The 20130-nt window shown below is 35.0% G+C and carries 24 protein-coding genes; 23 read left to right on the top strand and 1 reads right to left on the bottom strand.

Features of this window, described 5'->3' with window-relative positions:
• Positions 1–247: 247 nt before the first annotated feature.
• From DOK76_RS08485 to DOK76_RS08455, 7 genes are all read left to right on the top strand, one after another.
• Positions 248–541 carry a hypothetical protein gene (locus DOK76_RS08485; protein ID WP_206966776.1) on the top strand — a complete coding sequence of 98 codons (294 nt, stop codon included), beginning with the start codon at positions 248–250 and terminating at the stop codon, positions 539–541.
• Positions 542–590: 49 nt separating this feature from the next.
• Complete coding sequence (locus tag DOK76_RS08480; RefSeq protein ID WP_206966774.1) at positions 591–890, top strand: MazG-like family protein; 300 nt, start codon at positions 591–593, stop codon at positions 888–890.
• Between the two features lie 100 nt (positions 891–990).
• Positions 991–1545, top strand: a complete 555-nt coding sequence (locus tag DOK76_RS08475; protein WP_206966772.1) for a 5-formyltetrahydrofolate cyclo-ligase — start codon at positions 991–993, stop codon at positions 1543–1545.
• Positions 1542–2264 (top strand): rhomboid family intramembrane serine protease, encoded by a 723-nt coding sequence (locus DOK76_RS08470; RefSeq protein ID WP_206966770.1) that lies wholly within the window; start codon positions 1542–1544, stop codon positions 2262–2264. Before DOK76_RS08475 ends, DOK76_RS08470 begins: the two co-directional genes overlap by 4 nt.
• A gap of 78 nt (positions 2265–2342) precedes the next feature.
• Complete coding sequence (locus DOK76_RS08465) at positions 2343–2555, top strand: YqgQ family protein (protein WP_206966769.1); 213 nt, start codon at positions 2343–2345, stop codon at positions 2553–2555.
• Positions 2552–3514, top strand: coding sequence for an ROK family glucokinase (locus tag DOK76_RS08460; protein ID WP_206966767.1), 963 nt, complete (start codon positions 2552–2554; stop codon positions 3512–3514). The genes DOK76_RS08465 and DOK76_RS08460 overlap by 4 nt, the downstream gene beginning before the upstream one ends.
• Before the next feature lie 29 nt (positions 3515–3543).
• On the top strand, positions 3544–3945 hold the full coding sequence (locus DOK76_RS08455) for a rhodanese-like domain-containing protein (RefSeq protein WP_206966765.1): 402 nt from the start codon (positions 3544–3546) through the stop codon (positions 3943–3945).
• 48 nt (positions 3946–3993) lie between these two features.
• On the opposite strand, the gene DOK76_RS08450 is transcribed toward DOK76_RS08455, so the two are convergent.
• Positions 3994–4161: a DUF3042 family protein gene (locus tag DOK76_RS08450; RefSeq protein ID WP_086342884.1), complete on the bottom strand. Its 168-nt coding sequence runs from the start codon at positions 4159–4161 to the stop codon at positions 3994–3996.
• 138 nt (positions 4162–4299) lie between these two features.
• Between DOK76_RS08450 and DOK76_RS08445 the strand changes: the two genes are divergently transcribed.
• The 16 genes from DOK76_RS08445 to DOK76_RS08370 all read left to right on the top strand — a co-directional run bounded on the left by DOK76_RS08445 (position 4300) and on the right by DOK76_RS08370 (position 20081).
• A complete protein-coding gene (locus tag DOK76_RS08445; RefSeq protein WP_206966763.1) occupies positions 4300–5031 on the top strand; it encodes a glycerophosphodiester phosphodiesterase in 732 nt (243 codons plus the stop codon).
• Positions 5028–5969, top strand: coding sequence for a tRNA (adenosine(37)-N6)-dimethylallyltransferase MiaA (gene miaA / locus DOK76_RS08440; RefSeq protein ID WP_206966761.1), 942 nt, complete (start codon positions 5028–5030; stop codon positions 5967–5969). Before DOK76_RS08445 ends, miaA begins: the two co-directional genes overlap by 4 nt.
• A gap of 7 nt (positions 5970–5976) precedes the next feature.
• Positions 5977–7230: a GTPase HflX gene (gene hflX, locus DOK76_RS08435; protein ID WP_206966759.1), complete on the top strand. Its 1254-nt coding sequence runs from the start codon at positions 5977–5979 to the stop codon at positions 7228–7230.
• Positions 7214–8464, top strand: coding sequence for a methionine gamma-lyase family protein (locus DOK76_RS08430; RefSeq protein ID WP_206966758.1), 1251 nt, complete (start codon positions 7214–7216; stop codon positions 8462–8464). The genes hflX and DOK76_RS08430 overlap by 17 nt, the downstream gene beginning before the upstream one ends.
• 109 nt (positions 8465–8573) lie before the next feature.
• Positions 8574–8900, top strand: a complete 327-nt coding sequence (locus DOK76_RS08425; RefSeq protein WP_206966756.1) for a MerR family transcriptional regulator — start codon at positions 8574–8576, stop codon at positions 8898–8900.
• Between the two features lie 22 nt (positions 8901–8922).
• Positions 8923–10260, top strand: a complete 1338-nt coding sequence (glnA, locus tag DOK76_RS08420; protein WP_206966754.1) for a type I glutamate--ammonia ligase — start codon at positions 8923–8925, stop codon at positions 10258–10260.
• A 100-nt stretch (positions 10261–10360) separates the two neighbouring features.
• Positions 10361–10921: an elongation factor P gene (gene efp / locus DOK76_RS08415; RefSeq protein WP_206966752.1), complete on the top strand. Its 561-nt coding sequence runs from the start codon at positions 10361–10363 to the stop codon at positions 10919–10921.
• Positions 10922–11065: 144 nt separating this feature from the next.
• Positions 11066–11953, top strand: a complete 888-nt coding sequence (cdaA, locus tag DOK76_RS08410) for a diadenylate cyclase CdaA (protein ID WP_206966750.1) — start codon at positions 11066–11068, stop codon at positions 11951–11953.
• Positions 11953–12981, top strand: a complete 1029-nt coding sequence (locus DOK76_RS08405) for a CdaR family protein (RefSeq protein ID WP_206966748.1) — start codon at positions 11953–11955, stop codon at positions 12979–12981. The genes cdaA and DOK76_RS08405 overlap by 1 nt, the downstream gene beginning before the upstream one ends.
• A gap of 53 nt (positions 12982–13034) precedes the next feature.
• A complete protein-coding gene (gene glmM, locus DOK76_RS08400; protein ID WP_206966746.1) occupies positions 13035–14393 on the top strand; it encodes a phosphoglucosamine mutase in 1359 nt (452 codons plus the stop codon).
• 95 nt (positions 14394–14488) lie between these two features.
• The gene (rsmD, locus tag DOK76_RS08395; protein WP_206966744.1) at positions 14489–15049 is read left to right on the top strand and encodes a 16S rRNA (guanine(966)-N(2))-methyltransferase RsmD; all 561 of its coding nucleotides are present in this window, start codon (positions 14489–14491) and stop codon (positions 15047–15049) included.
• 3 nt (positions 15050–15052) lie between these two features.
• Positions 15053–15541, top strand: a complete 489-nt coding sequence (gene coaD / locus DOK76_RS08390; protein ID WP_206966742.1) for a pantetheine-phosphate adenylyltransferase — start codon at positions 15053–15055, stop codon at positions 15539–15541.
• 15 nt (positions 15542–15556) lie between these two features.
• On the top strand, positions 15557–16591 hold the full coding sequence (locus DOK76_RS08385) for a SepM family pheromone-processing serine protease (RefSeq protein WP_206966740.1): 1035 nt from the start codon (positions 15557–15559) through the stop codon (positions 16589–16591).
• Between the two features lie 58 nt (positions 16592–16649).
• On the top strand, positions 16650–17258 hold the full coding sequence (locus DOK76_RS08380; protein ID WP_206966738.1) for a helix-hairpin-helix domain-containing protein: 609 nt from the start codon (positions 16650–16652) through the stop codon (positions 17256–17258).
• Positions 17259–17287: 29 nt separating this feature from the next.
• Complete coding sequence (locus DOK76_RS08375; RefSeq protein ID WP_206966737.1) at positions 17288–17776, top strand: ComE operon protein 2; 489 nt, start codon at positions 17288–17290, stop codon at positions 17774–17776.
• A 205-nt stretch (positions 17777–17981) separates the two neighbouring features.
• Positions 17982–20081 (top strand): DNA internalization-related competence protein ComEC/Rec2, encoded by a 2100-nt coding sequence (locus tag DOK76_RS08370; protein ID WP_206966735.1) that lies wholly within the window; start codon positions 17982–17984, stop codon positions 20079–20081.
• Positions 20082–20130 lie beyond the last annotated feature (49 nt).

Below are 20130 nucleotides of genomic sequence, written 5' to 3'. Positions count from 1 at the left end.
TAATCATCTTGGAAACTGTTCGATTGAACTACTTAATGATTTTAAAATAATAAACCGAGTCTCATATCTCCAAAGTATTCATTAAAAATAAGACCGATTTTTCTACAAATGATAAAACTAGAATTTGTGACATATAAATAATGATAAATAAAACTAACTACGTATCGTGTTATACTAATGAATGTATTAGCTTCATAACATAAGTGATTACTAAGAGTATAAATACATGTTAGAGAGGGTTGTTAAAGTGGAAAATAACCAAAGTTTAAAAGTGATTAGAATATCCTTTATATTATCTCAGGTGTTATTCTTTTTAAGTGTCTATTTCATGGTAAAAAGGAATCTTCTTTTATTTATGGTGATGTTTTTTATTTGCTTAAGGCTAAATGCTCAAATACCTAACCAGTATGCTATTAAATTTGGAGAAAATTGGCATGCAAAGGAACCATTATTTTTTAGCAATCTGTCAGGGAAATTAGAAAAAACAATTTTTATTATTGTAGATTTTCTCTTTTTGGTCTTCATGTTATGGCTAGGATAATGAGAGACTAAACTATAATTAAGGAATAAATACAATAAAGGAGACAAACATGAACCAAGAATTAATCAATCGAATTTTTAAGGTCGCAGAAACAGAACCTAAATCTAGAGAACAACTTATTATCAAATTAATGGAAGAGGTTGGAGAAGTGTCTCAAGCCCATCTGTCAACAGTGAAAGCATCTGGCAGTCAGTACAAGGAATTAACTGATGAAGATTTTCAAGAGGAGTTGGTGGATACTATTCTTGTGACGTTGACTCTATTAAAGAAGACTGGTATTTCAAATGAGGAACTAACTAATCTTTTGACAAAGAAAATTAATAAGTGGGAAAGTAAGCAAGGGAAATAAAAGTTTAAGGAGAAAGAACAGCATTTTTAGATATTGTTTGGTTTTACTTTCTGAAATGAGTATAATAAAACTATTCATCTATAAAGAAGGGGGAGACCGCGTGAAGAAAACGTATCGAAAAAAAATTTTAGCTTCATTAAAAGACATGAGTCAAGATAGTTTAAAGAAGCAAAATAAAGAAGATAATATCTTAAAACAGCTATATCAAAGTCCTGAGTGGCAAGAGAGTCAAGTTATTGGTGTAACTCTAGCTATGCCTATTGAATTTGACACCTCAAGGCTAATTAAAGAAGCAATCAGATCAGGAAAGACTATTTGTGTGCCAAAAACGTTTGGTAAAGGGTTAATGGACTTTCATTTCTATGACGAAACGATTGAAATGTTTCAAACCAGTTTTGGTGTATATGAACCAGTAGATAGTCAAAAATTTGATAAATCAGAGATTGATTTACTTATAGTTCCTGGTGTTGGTTTTACGAAAGAGGGCTACCGCATTGGTTTTGGTGGTGGTTTTTATGACCGCTACTTAGCTGATTATGAAGGGGAAACCTGTAGTCTAGTATTTGATGAGCAATTATTAAATGAGTTTACTCCTGACAAATATGACCTGCCTGTTGATACTTTATTTACTTATCAAGAGGAGGGGCCATTATGAAGCCATATCAAAGAAAACTCCAAAAAATAAACAATGCGCCATTTTTTACGTTTCTATTTTTAGGCATTCAGTTAGTTGTTTTTGTCTTAATGGAAATTTCAGGTATGCGATTTGGTATGAGTGGTGGCTCAGAGAATTCTCAAATTTTGTATTTATTTGGAGCTATGTCGCCTCAAGCGGTTATCCAAAATCACGAATATTGGCGATTTGTGACACCGATATTTATTCATATTGGTTTAAGTCATTTAGCAATTAACTCACTTAGTATTTATTTTGTCGGCCGTATTCTTGAGCCGATTATCGGTCACACTAGGTTCTTCCTATTGTATCTACTGAGTGGTGTCATGGGAAATATGCTGAGCTTTGCTTTTGGAGATGCTTATGGTTTATCAGCTGGAGCAAGTACCTCTCTTTTTGGTATGTTTGCGGCCTTTATTATTTTAGGCAGATGGTTCCCGTATCATCCACTTATTCGACATATGTCACAAAACATGAAGTTACTAATTATCCTAAACTTAGTGATGAATTTATTTGATTCTGGTGTGGATATTTTAGGGCATTTAGGTGGTGCAATCGGTGGCGTTCTTATGATGATTGTTCTAGGAGTTCCTAAAAAGAACTTAAGTGAAAAATTAAATGTGCATCAACGAATAGCTGTCGGAATCTTTGTTATCTTTTTTATGGTATTTTGTGTGATGTACGGCTTTCGGTTTAAATAATGAATGAAAAGAAATGAAAATGAAAAAGACTCTATTATTTTATTTTTGTTATCTGTATAATGATATAGGAGCGTTATGATGAGGACAATGTATGATGTGCAACAGCTGTTGAAACAATTTGGTACGTTTATTTATGTAGGCAATCGTTTGTGGGATATTGAAATGATGCAAATAGAAATACGTGAGTTGTATGACAGTGGTGTGATTGAGAGACAAGTCTTTCTTAATGCTATGATGGTTTTAAAAAAAGAACACCAAGATGAATTGGAATATCAGGAGGGACTAAATTGAGCAAGAAATTAATTGGTATTGATTTAGGGGGAACTACGGCGAAGTTTGCCATTCTAACAGAAACAGGTGAGATTCAACAAAAGTGGAGTATCGAGACAAATATCAACGATGAAGGAACACATATTGTTCCAGATATTATTGAATCTATTAAACATCGTCTTGATTTATACAACATGACGGCTGAAGATTTTATCGGTATCGGCATGGGAACACCAGGAACTGTTAACCGTGAAAATGGAACAGTTATTGGGGCATACAACTTGAATTGGAAAACACTTCAAGAAATTAAAAAACCAATTGAGGAAGCTTTAGGTATTCCATTTACTTTAGACAATGATGCCAACGTTGCAGCTCTTGGTGAAAGATGGATGGGTGCAGGTGAAAACTCTGCTGACGTCACTTTCATTACACTTGGAACAGGTGTTGGTGGTGGTATTATCGCTGAAGGCAATTTAATTCATGGAGTTAATGGTGCTGGTGGAGAGATTGGCCACATCACTGTTGATCCAGAAGGCTTCATGTGTACATGCGGTAAAAAAGGCTGTCTAGAAACAGTAGCAAGTGCCACTGGTGTAGTACGTCTAGCAAGAACTTTATCTGAAACTTATTCAGGTGATTCTCATTTGAAATTCCAGATTGACGATGGTCAAGAAGTAACAAGTAAGGATGTTTTCGATGCAGCTAAAAACGATGATGATTTTGCGTTACTAGTAGTAGATAAAGTTTGTTTCTATCTTGGATTAGCCTGTGGTAATATCGGCAACATGTTAAACCCTAGTGACATTGTCATTGGTGGTGGCGTATCAGCAGCAGGTGATTTCTTATTAGAGAAAGTCAGAAAACATTTTGATACATTTACTTTCCCTCAAGTAAGAGAAAGTACACAGATTAAATTAGCTTTATTAGGGAACGAGGCAGGTGTTATTGGAGCTGCTTCATTAGCCCGTGATTTTAACTAAAAGACGAGAATTGGAAGAGGTATTGAGTAATGAGCTTTTTAAACACATTAACTATTTTTATTTTAACAATCGGTGTTCTATACGGATTAAATCGTTTGTATTTATTCTTATTAAGAAAGAGTGCTGCTAAAGTAGCGACTCAAGAAGAATTTCAAGAAAACATGAGAAATGTTCAAATCATTGATGTCCGTGAAAAAGAGGATTTCAACCGTGGTCACATTTTAGGAGCTAGAAGTGTTCCTTATACTATTTCTAAAGCGCACAAAGAATATTTAACAGCTATTAGAAAAGATAAACCTATCTATTTATATGATAACAAGCAAACAATGGCTATCTACATGGCTAGAATGCTTAAAAAACAAGGATTTACTGATATTTATATCTTAAAAGAAGGCTATAGCGGTTGGACAGGAAAAACAAAGAAAAAATAAAAAAGAAGAGGTTGTCCTAGTTAAGGGCAAACCTCTTCTCTTTGTGTGTTAACGTGCGCGACTTTTTCTCATTGCTTTTTTACGGCTATCGTCGATCATCATTTCTTTTTCTTCAACGGGTTCGATGACTAATTTTTTAAAGCCTAAAGCAACCCCAGCTAGTGCTGCAAGAGTAACAGTTGTTCCAGTTAAAAATCCTGATGTAAATTTTTTCATAAGTTCACACTTCCTCTGTTTTTTGTACATTATCATTATCTAACATTTTCGTAAAAAAATCCAGTATTAACTTATGTACAATAGATGTCAAAAGTAACATGAAGTGTTAAACTATTAACGGAAAGGCAAGTGATAGAAATGACAATGGTATTAGCACATCGTGGGTCAAAAGGGACTCACCCTGAAAATACATTAGCAGCATTTAAAGAAGCAGTTCGCGTCAAATCTGAAGGGATTGAATTAGATGTTCAATTAAGTTTAGATAATCATTTAGTAGTCATTCATGATGGTGAAGTGGACCGAACGACAAATGGGCAAGGTCTCGTTAAGGAGTATACCTTGAAAGAGTTAAAAGAATTTGATGCAGGTAGTTGGTTTCATGAAGACTATAACAAAGAAACCATTCCAACCTTTGAAGAAGTCATTGCATTATTAGATGAGTCAGATTATAAAGGGCTTTTAAATATAGAAATAAAAACAGATGAATATGATTATGAAGGTATTGAAGAGATGGTCTTAAAAGTGATTACCTCAAAAGAGTATCCATTTACTATTATGCTATCTAGTTTTAATACAGAAACCATGAAGCGACTAATTGCTTTAAATAACACGTTTGAAAAAGCGATTATTTTGGATAGCTCTAAGAGAAAAATTGCTTTCTGCGAAGAAACCACTGAAATAAGTGGGATGCATCCTTCGATTGAGTGGATTAAAGGTAATATTGAGACTGTGAAAGGTTTTAATGAGGGCTTACGTCCTTGGACTATTAATTCAACAGAGGATATGACCTTATGCTTTGAGTTAGGTATCACAGGGTTCCATACAGATTTTCCTGAAAAAGCGATGCAGTTGAAGGAAAGTTTGTCATGAAAAAGAAAAAAGTTCTCGTAATCGTTGGACCCACTGCTGTTGGAAAGACCTCTTTAAGTATTCAACTTGCCAAAGCGTTTAATGGGGAAGTTATTAGTGGGGACTCACTTCAAGTCTATAAGAAGTTAGATATTGGGACAGCAAAAGTGACGGAAGAAGAAGCAGAGGGGGTTGCCCATCATTTGATTGATGTTAAAGAACCAACCGATTCTTATTCTGCCTTTGAATTTAAAGAAACGGCTCAAGCATGTATTGATGAAATCAGTTATGAAGGCAAGTTACCCATCATCGCAGGTGGGACGGGTATGTACATTCAATCCCTCTTATTTGATTTTCAACTAGGTGCTCCTGAGTCAGATGCTGACGCTTCTAAACGAAGAGAGTATTGGGAAACATTTGCAAGAGAAAAAGGAAAAGAAGCCCTTTGGCAAGTCTTAAACGAAATGGATGAAAGAGCTGCTCAATCGATTCACTTAAACAATGAAAAGCGAGTGATTCGTGCGATTGAAGTCATGGAAAAAACCGGAACAAGCATTTTAGATCAACAAGGGATTGATTTGAAAGATTTAAGTCAATCGCCTTATGATGTGATGTTAATTGGTCTTGAAACAGATCGTGAGTTGTTATATAAGCGAATTAATCAGCGAGTGGATATCATGATGGATTTAGGTTTACTAAAAGAAGCAGAGTATGTATTTTCCTTAGGTGATGTACAGGCAACTCAAGGGATTGGCTATAAAGAATTCTTCCCTTATTTTAGAGGCGATATGTCACTAGATATTTGTATTGAAAAAGTGAAACAACACTCAAGACAGTATGCCAAACGTCAGTTAACGTGGTTTAAAAACCGAATGACAGTCGATTGGTTTGATGTGGTAGAACAACCAGAAGACATGGCTCGTATTGAACAACAAGTAGCAGATTGGCTCTTGGAATGAAAGGAAGTTGTGTGTGGAGAAGATTATTTTAGTTGGCGTTGAAAATCAAGAGAATTACGGAAATTTTCCCGAGTCTATGAAAGAGTTAGTTAATTTATCTGAAACAGCTCAAGGAGAAGTAGTAGGTGAATTGATTCAAAGACGTCAAAAAATTGACCGACGAACCATTGTTGGAAAAGGGAAACTAGAAGAACTTTCGGCATTAGTTGCCTCAAAAGAGGCAGATACAGTTATATTTAACCATGAGCTGTCAGCTAGGCAAGCTCGGTTAATTGAAGAAGTAGTTGATGCAAAGATTATCGATCGTGTACAGTTGATTTTGGATATATTTGCGATGCGTGCTCAATCAAAAGAAGGACAACTTCAAGTAGAATTAGCGCAACTTAACTATCTATTGCCTCGACTCGTGGGACAAGGAACCTCACTTTCAAGACTTGGTGGTGGGATAGGAACACGTGGTCCAGGTGAAACGAAATTGGAAACAGACCGTCGTCATATCCGTCATAAAATTACTTTAATCAAAAGGGAATTAAAAGAAACAGAAGAGCACCGTGAGCGCAGTCGTCAAAAAAGAAAGGACTCTTCTGTGTTTCAAATTGGATTAATTGGTTATACCAATGCAGGGAAATCGACGATTATGAATTTGTTGACAGATACAAAAACCTACGCAGAGGATCAATTATTCGCAACCCTGGATCCTTTAACCAAAAAATGGCAATTACCAGATGGCTTTGAAACCACGATAACTGACACAGTTGGATTTATTCAAGATTTACCGACACAATTAATTGAGGCGTTTCAGTCAACTTTAGAGGAAAGTCGTAGTGTGGATTTACTGCTTCATGTAGTTGATGCCAGTTCAGATAATCGTCATCAACAAGAAGAAACGGTAATGACTCTTTTAGATGAATTAGAGATGAATCATATTCCTGTTTTAACCGTTTATAACAAAGCTGATTTATTAGATGATGCGACTCAATTTGTACCGACTCTATACCCAAATTGCTTAATCTCAGCAATGAATCAGGAGAGTCAGGAAGTACTAGTGGAAGCAATCACTAAACGAATGAAAGAATTATTTGTATCTTTTGATATTACTTTAGAAGCAAAAGATGCCTATAAAATCAGTCAAATGAAAAAAGAAACATTAATAGATGCTTATGAGTATTTAGAAGAAAGCAACACGTACCAAGTTCAAGGATATGCTCATGAGCGTTCAAAGTGGACTAGAGGAGAAGAAACAGATGAGTTGGAATACTAATTTTCACCCAGATTTAAATGAAAAAATAAAAAAAGCAGATGCAAAAATAATGGGCGTGCGTCAAGAATTACAAGAAATCGCCTTAACGAATCAAGCTAAAGTACTAGAAGCTTTCAGAAATAATAAACTATCAGAAAGTCATTTTGCTCCTTCAACAGGATATGGTTACGATGATTTAGGAAGAGATGCTTTGGAAGCTGTTTATGCTGAAGTCTTTCATACAGAAGCAGCCCTAGTTCGTCCCCAAATTATTTCAGGGACTCATGCGATTGCTACAGCTCTTTTTGGTGTTCTTAGACCGGGAGACGAGTTAATTTACATCACAGGAACACCTTACGACACGTTACATGAGGTTATCGGTACAACAGGGAGTGGTGTTGGCTCGTTTAAAGAATACAACATCGGCTACCAAGAAGTCCTACTAAAAACAGACGGAACCGTTGATTTTGATGCAGTTAAGAGAAGCATTACGGAGAAAACGAAAGTAATTGGTATCCAACGCTCTCGTGGTTATGATTCAAGACCGTCCTTTACAGTGGGACAAATTGAAGAGATGATCGCTTTTGTTAAAGAGATTAATCCTGATTTAGTGGTTTTTGTTGATAACTGTTATGGAGAATTTGCTGAAGCGATGGAACCAACAGAAGTTGGAGCAGATTTAATGGCAGGCTCTTTAATTAAAAATCCTGGTGGTGGTATTGTTAAAACTGGTGGATACATTGTTGGGCGAAAAGAATTAGTTGAAAAAGCTAGCTTCCGTTTAACAACACCTGGTGTTGGTGGTGAAGGGGGAGCGATGATTTATAGTACCCATGAAATGATTCAAGGTTTCTTTTTAGCGCCTCATGTTGTGTCTCAAGCAATTCAAGGAGCTGTATTCACAGCAGCTTTATTAGAAGAGTTTGGTATTGAGTCAACACCAAAATGGAATGACCCTAGAACAGATTTAATTCAATTGATTTCACTAAAAGACAAAGAAAAAATGATTGCTTTTTGTCAAGCTGTTCAAAAAGCATCTCCAATTGATGCTCATGTTTTGCCTATTCCTTCTTATATGCCAGGATATGAAGATGATGTGATTATGGCTGCTGGAACCTTTATTCAAGGAGCAAGCTTGGAATTAACAGCGGATGGTCCTATTAGAGCGCCATACGAATTATATGTCCAAGGTGGTCTAACTTTTGAACATGTTAAAATAGCCGTATCTCAAGCGGTTAATCAAATATTTTATTAAATTTCAATAAAGTTGTCTATCCATGTTAGATTATCTAACATGGATAGTTGACTTTTTTTTTGTGCCTTGTTATTATCTTTTTAACCTTTAAGAAAAGGAGGTCGAAAAAATGAGTGAAAAAGAATTACGTCGAAATTTAGCTGTCTTTCCAATGAGCTCTGTTATGCAATTAACAGACTTAACAGCACGAAAAATTAGGTATTATGAAGAACAGGAACTAATTTTTCCAGAACGGAATGCAGGTAATAATCGTTTGTTTTCTTTAAACGATATTGATCGACTTCTGGATATTAAAGAAATGCTTAGTGATGATTTCTCTATTAAGGAAATAAAAAAACAATTCTTAAAAATTGAGCAGAAAGAAAAACAACTTTCTGAAGAAAAAATTAGAATTGCTTTATACAATGACTTAATGAAAGAAAGCGGACTATATTAAACTAAAAGAAGAGGCGTGAATAATGGGAAAATACACAACAAAAGAACAGATTAAAGAAGCAGCACAAAAAGAAAATGTCAGATTTTTACGATTAATGTTCACTGATATTTTAGGTCGACTAAAAAATGTTGAGGTTCCTATTAGCCAAATAGACAAAGTTCTAGATAATAAAATGATGTTTGATGGTTCTTCTATTGAAGGATTTGTCCGTATTGAAGAGAGTGACATGTACTTACACCCAGATTTTTCGACATGGATGATTTTTCCATGGGAAAGCGAAAAAGGAAAAGTAGCTCGTTTAATTTGTGATGTTTATAATACAGAAGGAGAACCATTCGCAGGGGATCCTCGTGGTAATTTAAAACGTGTTTTAAAAGAAATGACTGATTTAGGGTTTACAGGATTTAACATTGGACCAGAACCAGAGTTTTTCTTATTTAAATTAGATGAAAAAGGTCATCCAACTCAAGAATTGAATGACCAAGGTGGTTACTTCGACTTTGCTCCAACTGATTTAGGTGAAAACTGTCGTCGTGATATTGTATTAGAATTAGAAAGTTTAGGTTTTGAAGTAGAAGCTTCTCACCATGAGTGTGCACCAGGGCAACATGAAATTGACTTTAAGTATGCTAACGCTATTGAAGCGTGTGATAATATCCAAACCTTCGAATTAGTTGTTCGTACGATTGCTAGAAAACATGGTCTACACGCAACTTTCATGCCAAAACCTTTACATGGTATTGCAGGTAGTGGAATGCATATTAACATGTCTTTATTTAACGAAAACGGCAATGTCTTCTATGATGAAAACGGCGTAGATGGTTTAAGTGAAACAGCTTATCATTTCTTAGGCGGTTTATTGAAACATGCAAGAGGTTATACGGCTGTGTGTAACCCAATCGTTAACTCTTATAAACGTTTAGTACCTGGTTATGAAGCGCCTGTTTATGTGGCATGGAGTGGAAAAAATCGTTCGCCATTAGTACGTGTACCAAGCTCACGTGGGCTTTCAACTCGTTTAGAATTACGTTCAGTAGACCCAACAGCAAATCCATACCTTGCAATGGCTGTTTTACTACAAGCTGGATTAGATGGGGTTAAAAATAAAATCACTCCTCCAGCAGCAGTGGATAGAAATATTTATGTTATGACTGAAGATGAACGAAAAGAAGCTGACATTACAGATTTACCATCAACATTACATAATGCTATTAAATATATGAGAAAAGATGAGATTGTTAAGGAAGCATTAGGTAACCATATTTACAACAACTTCATTGAAGCTAAAAAAATGGAGTGGTCAGCGTATCGTCAACAAGTTTCTGAGTGGGAAAGAGAACAATACTTAGAAATGTACTAGACCAATTAAACCTTTGTTAAGTTCAAAATTAACAAAGGTTTTTTTATTTTGAGGATGTGTGTTAAAATGTGGCTAGTTCAAAAATAAAGGAGACAACAAAATGATTGCTATTTCAGATTTAAGAAGTGGAATGACGTTTGAAAAGGATGGTAAGCTAATTAAAGTATTAGAAGCAAGCCACCATAAACCAGGAAAAGGTAACACAGTAATGCGCCTTAAATTAAGAGACGTAAGAAGTGGTTCAACAACAGAAACAACTATGCGTCCTGAAGAAAAAGTTAAAAAAGCGCATATTGATAGTAAAGAAGTTCAATATTTATACCTACAAGATGACATGGGTGTATTCATGGACTTAGATACTTACGAACAATATGAAATTCCAACAAGTATTATTAAAGAAGAGTTATTGTATTTATTAGATAATATGGAAGTTAAAATTCAATTTTATGGTGACGAAGTAATTGGTGTAACTCTACCGGGAACAGTGGTCTTAAGAGTTCAAGACACACCGCCTTCTATTAAGGGTGCTACAGTGTCAGGTTCAGGTAAACCTGCTACAATGGAAACTGGTCTAGTTGTAAACGTTCCAGATTTTATTGAAGTCGATGAATTAATCGAAATCAGTACACAAGAAGGAACATACATGAAACGAGCAAAATAATAGATAAAAAAAGCAAGTAACTATATGAGTTATTTTGCTTTTTTTTCGAATTTTTTTCGAAAACTTCTCAAAAGGTAAACATGTGAATTGTCATTGTGCTATACTTAAGCTCGTATACAAATATAATAGAGAGGGAGGAACAAGATGGAACTACATTTTTTTGACTTGTTCAAACCCAGTACATGGCAGGTATTTTTTACCACCCATTTTTCATCTGATGTCATCATACATCTCATCGATATTTTAGTCGTATGGTTTGTTATCTATAAACTAATTATGTTATTAAACGGCACAAAAGCCATTCAAGTATTTAAAGGGATCGCAGTTATCATCATTATTCGAATTGTGAGTGATGTGATTGGTCTTTCAACCGTATCTTGGTTGATGAACCAAGTAATCACTTATGGAGCAATTGCTGCGATTGTCATCTTCCAACCAGAAGTAAGACGAGGCTTAGAGCATTTAGGAAGAGGCTCGATTCTTAAGTCTTCTCGTAAGAAAGAAAATAATAAAGATCGTTTGATTAATCAATTAGACGAAGCTGTTCAGTACATGTCAAAACGTAAGATTGGTGCTCTGATTTCTATTGAGAAAAAAGATAGTTTAGTTGATTACGTTGAAACAGGTATTTCACTAGATTCAGACATTTCCAGTCAGTTGTTGATTAATATTTTTATTCCAAACACACCACTCCATGATGGTGCCGTTATTATCAGAGATGATAAGATTGCATCAGCTTGTTCTTATTTACCACTCTCAGAAAGTAGCTTAATACCTAAAGAGTATGGAACGAGACATCGAGCGGCAATAGGTTTGAGCGAAGTTAGCGACTCTTTGACTTTAATTGTTTCAGAAGAAACAGGTGATGTTAGTATCGCTCACAGTAACAAATTTTTACCTCACCTTTCAAAAGAAGAGTATTTAGCTATTTTGAATAAAGAATTAATTGAGAAAGAAGAAGAGTCAAAAAATAATGGACTTACTCAGTTTTTGGAAGACTTTATTCATGGATTTAAAGGGGGGAGTAAATAATGCGTAGTAAAGGAAAAACCCCTTGGTTGATTCGTATTTTATCTTTGTTTTTCGCGTTATTGTTTTTTTATAATGCGAATCTAGCGAAGTTTAATAAAAATGATACCAATTTTACGCAACTTACTGCTTTAGCTGAAAAGGTGCCTGTCAATGTAACCTATAATCAAGACAAGTATTTTATCTCTGGCTATGAGCAGACAGTTAATGTTGAGTTATCATCAGCTAATAAAATTTTACTCGACAAAGAGTCTAATGCTGAAACTAGAAGTTTTTCAGTGGTAATGGACTTAACCAAATACGGTGAAGGGACTCATGAGGTACCATTACAAGTTTCAGGCTTACCAAGTGGCATGAAAGCTAAAATCTCACCGAATAAGCTCAATGTGACAGTAGAAAACAAAGCAAGTAACAAGTTTAAAGTGGATCCTGTTATTGACCCAAGTATTTTTGCTAACGGGTATGAGTTAGATAAAGCAGAAGTTGATCCTGAAAATGTCACCCTTTATGGTGGGGAAGAATCTATCAAAAAAGTAGCAAGAGTAATTGCGAGTGTGAGTGAAAAATCAAATGTCAGTGGTGATTTTTATGAAAAAATCAAACCATATGCTGTAGATGCCAATAATGAACCTTTGAATGTTCGAGTTGAGCCTGAATCTGTTCGAGTGGACATTTCATTAAAACAACCAACTAAAAAGGTAAAAGTTAAGGCTGTTCAAACAGGCACTATACCACAAGGCATTAAAGATTATGCGTTCAATATGAAGCAAGACGAAGTGGAAATTACAGGACCAAAAGAAATTCTTGATGAGATTAACCTAATAGAATTAAAAATTGATACAAGTAACATTAAAGAAACAATAGAAAATGCGTACCCAGTTGTGGTGCCAAAAGATGTAAGTGTCTCACCGGAAACATTGACAGTACAAGTCGTTCCGAAAAAAGAAAATGAGAAAACGGCACAACTTGATAGTAAATTATCGACAATACAAAAAAAGTCTGATAAAATTCCTGTCAGTATTAAAAAATAACAAAATATATAAAAATAAAGTGTAAATATATTTATTAGTTAGGAGATTTAAAAATGGGTAAGTATTTTGGAACAGATGGTGTTAGAGGGATTGCTAATCAAGAATTAACACCAGAGTTAGCTTTTAAAATTGGACGTTGTGGAGGATTTGTTTTATGCCAGCATAGTGCGTCTGAAACAAACAAGCCACAAGTTTTAGTTGGAAGGGACACTCGAATTTCTGGACAATTACTAGAACAAGCATTAGTAGCTGGACTACTATCTGTTGGAATTGAAGTGTTACAATTAGGCGTTATTTCAACACCAGGTGTAGCTTATTTAACAAGAACTCAAAAAGCTGCTGCAGGTGTTATGATTTCAGCTTCACATAACCCAGCAGCCGATAACGGGATTAAATTCTTCGGTTCAGACGGATTTAAATTAGCAGATGATGAAGAATTAGAAATCGAAGCTTTACTAGATGCTGAAGTAGATACATTACCAAGACCTTCTGCTGATGGATTAGGAACACTTGATGTGTATCCTGAAGGCTTACAAAAATATATGGAATTCCTGAAAAGTACGATTCCTAATGATTTATCAGGTTTAACAGTTTGTCTTGATGGAGCTAATGGAGCAACATCTCCAATTGTTAACCATTTATTTGCAGACTTAGATACTGACTTCTATACAATGGGAGTTAAACCAGATGGCATTAATATCAATGATGGTGTTGGATCAACTCATCCAGAAGAACTTGCTAAATTTGTTGTTGAAAAACAGGCAGACCTTGGTTTAGCTTTTGATGGTGATGGCGACCGTGTGATTGCTATTGACGAAAAAGGAAATATTGTTGATGGTGATAAAATTCTTTATATCTGTGGTAAACATTTAAAAGAAAAAGGCTTATTAGATAAAGATACAATCGTAGCAACTGTTATGAGTAACCTTGGTTTCCATAAAGCAGTTGATGAAGCAGATATGACAGCTATTTGTACACAAGTAGGTGACCGTTATGTGGTAGAAGAAATGCGTAAATCTGGTTATTCACTAGGTGGAGAGCAATCAGGACACATTGTATTCTTAAACTACAATACAACAGGTGATGGTTTATTATCTGGTATCCAATTAATGAACGTGATGAAAGAAACAGGTAAAACATTATCTGAATTAACAGCGGACATTGAAGAATACCCACAAAAATTAGTGAACATTAAAGTTAGCGACAAAAATGGTGCTATGGATGTTCCTAAAATCAAAGCAATCATTGAAGAAGTAGAACAAGAAATGAACGGAGACGGACGTATCTTAGTTAGACCTTCAGGAACAGAGCCGCTTTTACGTGTGATGGCAGAAGCGCCAACAACTGAAAAAGTGAATTACTATGTTGATAAAATTGCAGCAGTTGTAGTAGAAGAAATTGGTTTAGACTAATTTTTATAAGAGAGACCTAGAGTGAGAACTCTAGGTTTTTTTATGGAAAAAATTTGTTATAATAGATAACATAAGACAAAACAAGGGAGTACACAATGCGAGTAATAGCAGGTAATTTTAAAGGCAGAAAACTAAATTCACTTTCAGGAGATAACACACGTCCCACAAGTGATAAAATAAAAGGCTCTATTTTTAATATGATAGGACCTTATTTTGATGATGAAGTTGTTTTAGATTTATATAGTGGCAGTGGTAACTTAGCGATTGAGGCGATCTCACGAGGTAGTCGAAAAGCGTACTGTTTCGATCATCATTTTAAGGCAATTAGTGTAATTAAAGAAAACATTGCCTTAACAAAAGAGGAAAAAGCTTTTGTGGTGAAAAAAATGGATGCTGACAAGGCGATATTGTGGTTGAAAGACAATCAAGTAACTTTAGATTTAGTTTTTCTAGACCCACCTTATGCTAAACAAAGAATAGTTGAGCAACTTGAAGAAATGTTAGAATGTCAATTGATAAATCCATTTGCCCGTGTCGTATGCGAGACGGATAAACAAGTAGATTTACCAGAATCTATAGGTGAATTAGAATTAGTTAAAACTCAAGTTTACGGAACAACAAAAGTAACAATTTATAAGCGTGTAATGGAGGAATAACCAATGACAAATAAAAAAGTAGCTTTATTTCCAGGGAGTTTTGATCCATTTACAAATGGGCATCTTAATACAGTGGAACGAGCAAGTGCGTTGTTTGATGAAGTAATTGTTGGGATTTTTACTAATACAACGAAACATCCTTTATTTTCGGCAGAGGAAAAAGAACAATTAGCTTGTGAGGCGACCAGTCATTTAGATAATGTAAAGATTGTTAGTCAATCGGCAGGTTTAACAGTCACGATTGCAAAAGAATTAGGAGCTAATTTCTTAGTTCGTGGTGTCCGAAATAGTCAAGATTATGAATACGAAAAAAATATCGCTTCGATGAATAAAAAAATGGCACCTGAAATTGATACCGTCTTTTTATTGTCAGATGAAGAGTATAGCAATATCAGCTCAAGTATGATTAAAGAAATTGCTCGATTTAAAGGAGATGTCTCTGCTTTTGTACCAGAAGCAGTCAATCAAGCGTTAATCGAAAAACTAGGATAAGGAATTTGTAACAAAATGAAAAAAATAAATATTAAATGGCTCATTGTAGCAGTACTAGGGATATTAGTCTTTTTCTTTTTACCACTCCCTTATTTCATTGAAATGCCTGGAACGGCTGAAGATTTAAGAGACCATGTGACAGTGAATGGTAAAAGTGATGACTATAAAGGTTCTTTTATGCTAACAACAGTCGCAGTGCAACAAGGAACTCCCTTTAATTTACTAACAAGTTATTTCGATCCAAGTCGGGAGATTGTTAGTAAAAAAGAAATGATGGGCTCAAGCAGTTCAGAAGAATACAATCAAATGCAGTCTTACTATATGGAAAGTTCGCAAAACTTTGCGAGTAAGGTAGCTTTAGATTTAACTGATAAGCCTTATGATATTAACTATAAAGGTGTTTACGTCATGTCAATTAATGAGGAATCAGATTTCAAAGGGAAATTGACTATTGGAAGCACGATTACTCATATAGAAGGAAAACCTATTACTTCTTCAGAAGAGTTGATTAAAACCGTTCAAAACAAGAAACCAGGTGACACGGTTACATTAACAGTTGAAGAGGATAAAGAAACAAAAGAAGTTTCTGGTAAACTAGTTGAGTTAAAAGAAACAAAGAAAACCGGTATTGGCATCTCCTTAGTGGATCATACGTCTCTTGAATCAAAAGACAAGATAGAGTTTCAAACTAAAGATATTGGTGGTCCTTCAGCTGGCTTGATGTTTACTTTGGAGCTATATAGCTTACTTGCTCAAAAAGATATTCGACATGGTTTAGAAATTGCTGGAACTGGGACGATTAACTCAAAAGGGGAAGTTGGGCGTATTGGTGGCATTGATAAAAAAGTGATTGCCGCAGAATACAGTGGAGCCGATGTCTTTTTTGCCCCGGACGATGACATTTCACCAGAGCTCAAAAAGAAATACCCTGATATAAAAACAAATTATGAAGAAGCGGTTGAATCTGCTAAGAAAAATAAATTGAAATTAACCATAGTGCCAGTTAAAACAGCACAAGATGCAGTTGATTATTTAGAAAAAAGAAAGTAAGAGATAAAAAATATCTTTTACTTTCTTTTTCTTATGTTTCTATCGAAAGGAGCATAAGATGAAAGGAAAAATAAAAAGAGAGTACTTAATTATTGTAGTTCTATTGTTGTTGATTGGTTTTATTGGATTTAAAAGTTTATTTTCTAAGGCAGTTACCTCAGATGTTCTGTTAGACGATGTGACAATTGAATCAACGTCTCCTTCTTCAGAAGAAAGTGCCACACCAAGTAAGTTATATGTAGATATTAAAGGAGCTGTTAAACTGCCAGGTATGTATGAAGTAACATCTGATATGCGGGTGCTACATGTGATTGATATGGCAGGAGGCTTAACGAGTCAAGCTGATGAAGGGCAAATTAATTTTGCTCAAAAAGTTGAAGATCAGATGATTATCTATATCCCTAAAGAAGGTGAAGAGATACCAGAATCACTGGCTAAAGCCACATCTAGTCAAAGTGGAACAAAGGAAGAGGATAGTAAAGTTAGCTTAAACACAGCGACAAAGGAAGAATTAATGACATTAAATGGCGTCGGGGAGAAAAAAGCGGAGAAGATTATTGATTATCGTGAAGAGAACGGTTCTTTTAAAACTATTGAAGAGTTGAAAAATGTGAATGGATTTGGCGAGAAATCATTTGACAGTTTGAGTAGCTATATTACAATATAGAGAAAGACTAAATAGAAAGTAGTGACGTCATGCAATATGAAAGAATCCCCTGGGATCAATATTTTATGGGACAAAGTTTATTATTATCATTAAGAAGTACTTGTACACGTTTAGCTGTAGGAGCGACTATTGTTCGTGATAAACGTATTATAGCAGGAGGATATAATGGCTCTGTCAGTGGAGATGTCCACTGTATAGATGAAGGTTGTTATTTAGTAGATGGTCATTGTGTGAGGACCATTCATGCTGAAATGAATGCTATTTTACAGTGTGCTAAGTTTGGTGTGGGGACTGATGAAGCAGAAATATATGTGACTCACTTTCCTTGTTTACAATGTACTAAAATGATTCTCCAATCAGGCATTAAAAAGATTCATTATTTAAAAGATTACCGCAATGATGATTACGCCATTAACCTGATTGAACAAGCAGGAGCTTCTGTTCATCAGGTTAAATTATCCAAACAATATTTCAATAATCTTCAGTTTGGAGACGATTCTGAGTTTATTTCTGAATAAAATCACTGGCTTTTATCTCTTCCCGATTATGTTATTTGTCATTAGTTTACTGTGTTTAAGAGAGCCTAACCTATTTTTTGTGTTATGCCTCTTTTTTATTATCACTCGTTTGATTTGTTTAAAAAGGCGTGAAGTTTTTTTATTAGGTCTTATTGGCATAGGGTTATCTGTTGTAGTAAGTGCCTATTATCAAAAAGATTCTTCGTTGTCTTTTCTAGAAACCTCACAAAACCTTAGTTTTAAAGTCTATCCTGATACGATTAAGGTAGATGGAAATTTATTGACTATGGAGGGGATAGAAGAGGGAACTAAAGAGAAGGTATTGCTAAATTATCGATTAGCAAGTGAATCAGAAAAAGAGTGGTTTAAGCAACAAACAAATACCCTAAGCATAACTGCAAAAACTACGAGCATGGAGATTCAAACAGTTAGAAACTTGAATGGATTTGATTACGAAAAATACTTGGAGATAACGCGAGTTTCACAGAAAATGACTATTGAATCACTAATAGAGGTAAAGGCTATACCTGCAAAATGGTTTCAACCCCTACAAGGTTTAAGAGAAGTTAGAAGTTGGTGCTTGATAAGGATTAGGAATCAATTTCACCCATTAACCGCTAATTATATGAGTGCTTTGCTTTTTGGTAGTAAAAGTAATGAACCTGGCGCTTTTCAAGTGACTTGGCAGGAATTAGGAGTTGCCCATTTATTTAGTTTGTCTGGAATGCATATTTATGTCTTTATCTTTTTATTTGAGTATTTATTGTTAAGTATGGGGGTTACAAAAGAAGCCCTCTTCAAATGGAGTCATCCTTTTGTACTAAGTTTAGTGGTTTTAACAGGATTTGGTTATGGGATGGCTAGGGCAGGTTTACAGTGGTTAATTAAGAAGTATAATGACACTTTTTCATGGCAGCTTAGTCCATTAGATTGTTGGTCCTTAGCGTTGTTCATTAATTGCTTATTTGATCCATATGTTTTGCTAACAGTAGGAGGTCAATTAACTTACTATTTGACGTTTATCATAATCGTGATTCAGCCAATGATTGGAAAGATAGAAGGAGAATTGTATAGAGGATGGTTATTTAATATTGTCCTTTCATGGCTTTCATTACCCTTAATTTGGTATTATTTTTACGAATGGAATTGGTTAAGCTTTTTGACTAATTTGATTCTAGGACCACTGTTAATGATGGTTATCCTACCTATCTTATTAGTTGCATTTGTTATGGGACTTTTAGTGAGTAGTTGGAGCTTTAACTGGCTAGAGCAATTATTACTTTGGTTTCAACAAGGAGGTCATTTATTGTCCTCGGTATCCTTGTTTAAGCAAGTTACAGGTAAATTACCTTTCATACTCTTAATTCTTTCAATAGGTTGTCAGTGGTTGTGGTTAATGGAATGGGAGAAGAAAAGGACTTTTTGGCATAAGAAAAGCTATTTCTTAGTGATCGTTGTTTTTGGCTTATCATTCGTCAAGTACATGGACCCAAGAGGTATGATAGCCTTTGTTGATGTTGGTCAAGGCGATGCCGTTTTTGTACAACTACCCTTCCATCAAGGGAATTATTTAGTTGATACGGGTGGTAGGCTTGGGTTTAATGAAGAAGAGTGGCAGAAATCATCGGATAAACGAGGAGCAGATTATACATTGATTCCTTTTATGAAAAGCCGAGGAGTGAAGACATTAGATGCTGTCTTTATCTCACACGCTCATGAAGATCACTTTGGGGATTTAGACCGAATTAGTGAATCTATCAAGGTTAAAACGGTTTTGTTCGGTCCAGGAAGTTATACGCAACAAAATTTTCGTAATCTTTTGGATAAACCAAGTTTAGCTAAAACTAGAAAAGTCAGTATCACTAATCAAAATAACTGGCAAAAAGGATCTATCTCTTTAGATTGCCTGTATCCAATTGGGCAAGGAGATGGTCAAAATAACGATTCAGTTGTTCTGAAATTAGGAGTTAAAGATTCTAGTGTACTACTCATGGGAGACTTAGAAAAAGAAGGAGAGCAAGAATTACTAACTCATTCTAGTGACAAACTCCAAGCAAACATCCTGAAAATGGGTCACCATGGAAGTAAAACTTCTTCACAACCTAGTTTTATTGAAGAGGTGAAACCTGAGATAGGCATTATATCTTGTGGCCTGCATAACTCATATGGACATCCCTCACCTGAGACATTAGAAACGTTAGCTGACAAACAGATTGATTATTTTCGAACAGATGAAAAAGGAATGGTTTATTTTAGTTGGCACGTCTTTTCAAAAAAATTATCTCACGGCCATACAATTAAATGAGGTCTGAATCAATAATTTATGATAGGATATAGAGTGAAGCAGGTGAAGA

The sequence above is a fragment of the Candidatus Vagococcus giribetii genome (genome assembly GCF_017316185.1).
Taxonomy (GTDB): domain Bacteria; phylum Bacillota; class Bacilli; order Lactobacillales; family Vagococcaceae; genus Vagococcus; species Vagococcus giribetii.
The sequence above is the reverse complement of the archived record's forward strand: the minus strand, read 5'-3'. Positions and strand labels throughout refer to the sequence as shown.

Bases quoted from the DNA above. Each gene is read 5' to 3' on its own strand.
- DOK76_RS08480 (WP_206966774.1), top strand. From the start codon at position 591: ATGAACCAAGAATTAATCAATCGAATTTTTAAGGTCGCAGAAACAGAA.
- DOK76_RS08470 (WP_206966770.1), top strand. From the start codon at position 1,542: ATGAAGCCATATCAAAGAAAACTCCAAAAAATAAACAATGCGCCATTT.
- DOK76_RS08465 (WP_206966769.1), top strand. From the start codon at position 2,343: ATGAGGACAATGTATGATGTGCAACAGCTGTTGAAACAATTTGGTACG.
- DOK76_RS08455 (WP_206966765.1), top strand. From the start codon at position 3,544: ATGAGCTTTTTAAACACATTAACTATTTTTATTTTAACAATCGGTGTT.
- DOK76_RS08450 (WP_086342884.1), bottom strand. From the start codon at position 4,161: ATGAAAAAATTTACATCAGGATTTTTAACTGGAACAACTGTTACTCTT.
- DOK76_RS08445 (WP_206966763.1), top strand. From the start codon at position 4,300: ATGACAATGGTATTAGCACATCGTGGGTCAAAAGGGACTCACCCTGAA.
- miaA (WP_206966761.1), top strand. From the start codon at position 5,028: ATGAAAAAGAAAAAAGTTCTCGTAATCGTTGGACCCACTGCTGTTGGA.
- DOK76_RS08430 (WP_206966758.1), top strand. From the start codon at position 7,214: ATGAGTTGGAATACTAATTTTCACCCAGATTTAAATGAAAAAATAAAA.
- DOK76_RS08425 (WP_206966756.1), top strand. From the start codon at position 8,574: ATGAGTGAAAAAGAATTACGTCGAAATTTAGCTGTCTTTCCAATGAGC.
- glnA (WP_206966754.1), top strand. From the start codon at position 8,923: ATGGGAAAATACACAACAAAAGAACAGATTAAAGAAGCAGCACAAAAA.
- efp (WP_206966752.1), top strand. From the start codon at position 10,361: ATGATTGCTATTTCAGATTTAAGAAGTGGAATGACGTTTGAAAAGGAT.
- cdaA (WP_206966750.1), top strand. From the start codon at position 11,066: ATGGAACTACATTTTTTTGACTTGTTCAAACCCAGTACATGGCAGGTA.
- DOK76_RS08405 (WP_206966748.1), top strand. From the start codon at position 11,953: ATGCGTAGTAAAGGAAAAACCCCTTGGTTGATTCGTATTTTATCTTTG.
- glmM (WP_206966746.1), top strand. From the start codon at position 13,035: ATGGGTAAGTATTTTGGAACAGATGGTGTTAGAGGGATTGCTAATCAA.
- rsmD (WP_206966744.1), top strand. From the start codon at position 14,489: ATGCGAGTAATAGCAGGTAATTTTAAAGGCAGAAAACTAAATTCACTT.
- coaD (WP_206966742.1), top strand. From the start codon at position 15,053: ATGACAAATAAAAAAGTAGCTTTATTTCCAGGGAGTTTTGATCCATTT.
- DOK76_RS08385 (WP_206966740.1), top strand. From the start codon at position 15,557: ATGAAAAAAATAAATATTAAATGGCTCATTGTAGCAGTACTAGGGATA.
- DOK76_RS08380 (WP_206966738.1), top strand. From the start codon at position 16,650: ATGAAAGGAAAAATAAAAAGAGAGTACTTAATTATTGTAGTTCTATTG.
- DOK76_RS08375 (WP_206966737.1), top strand. From the start codon at position 17,288: ATGCAATATGAAAGAATCCCCTGGGATCAATATTTTATGGGACAAAGT.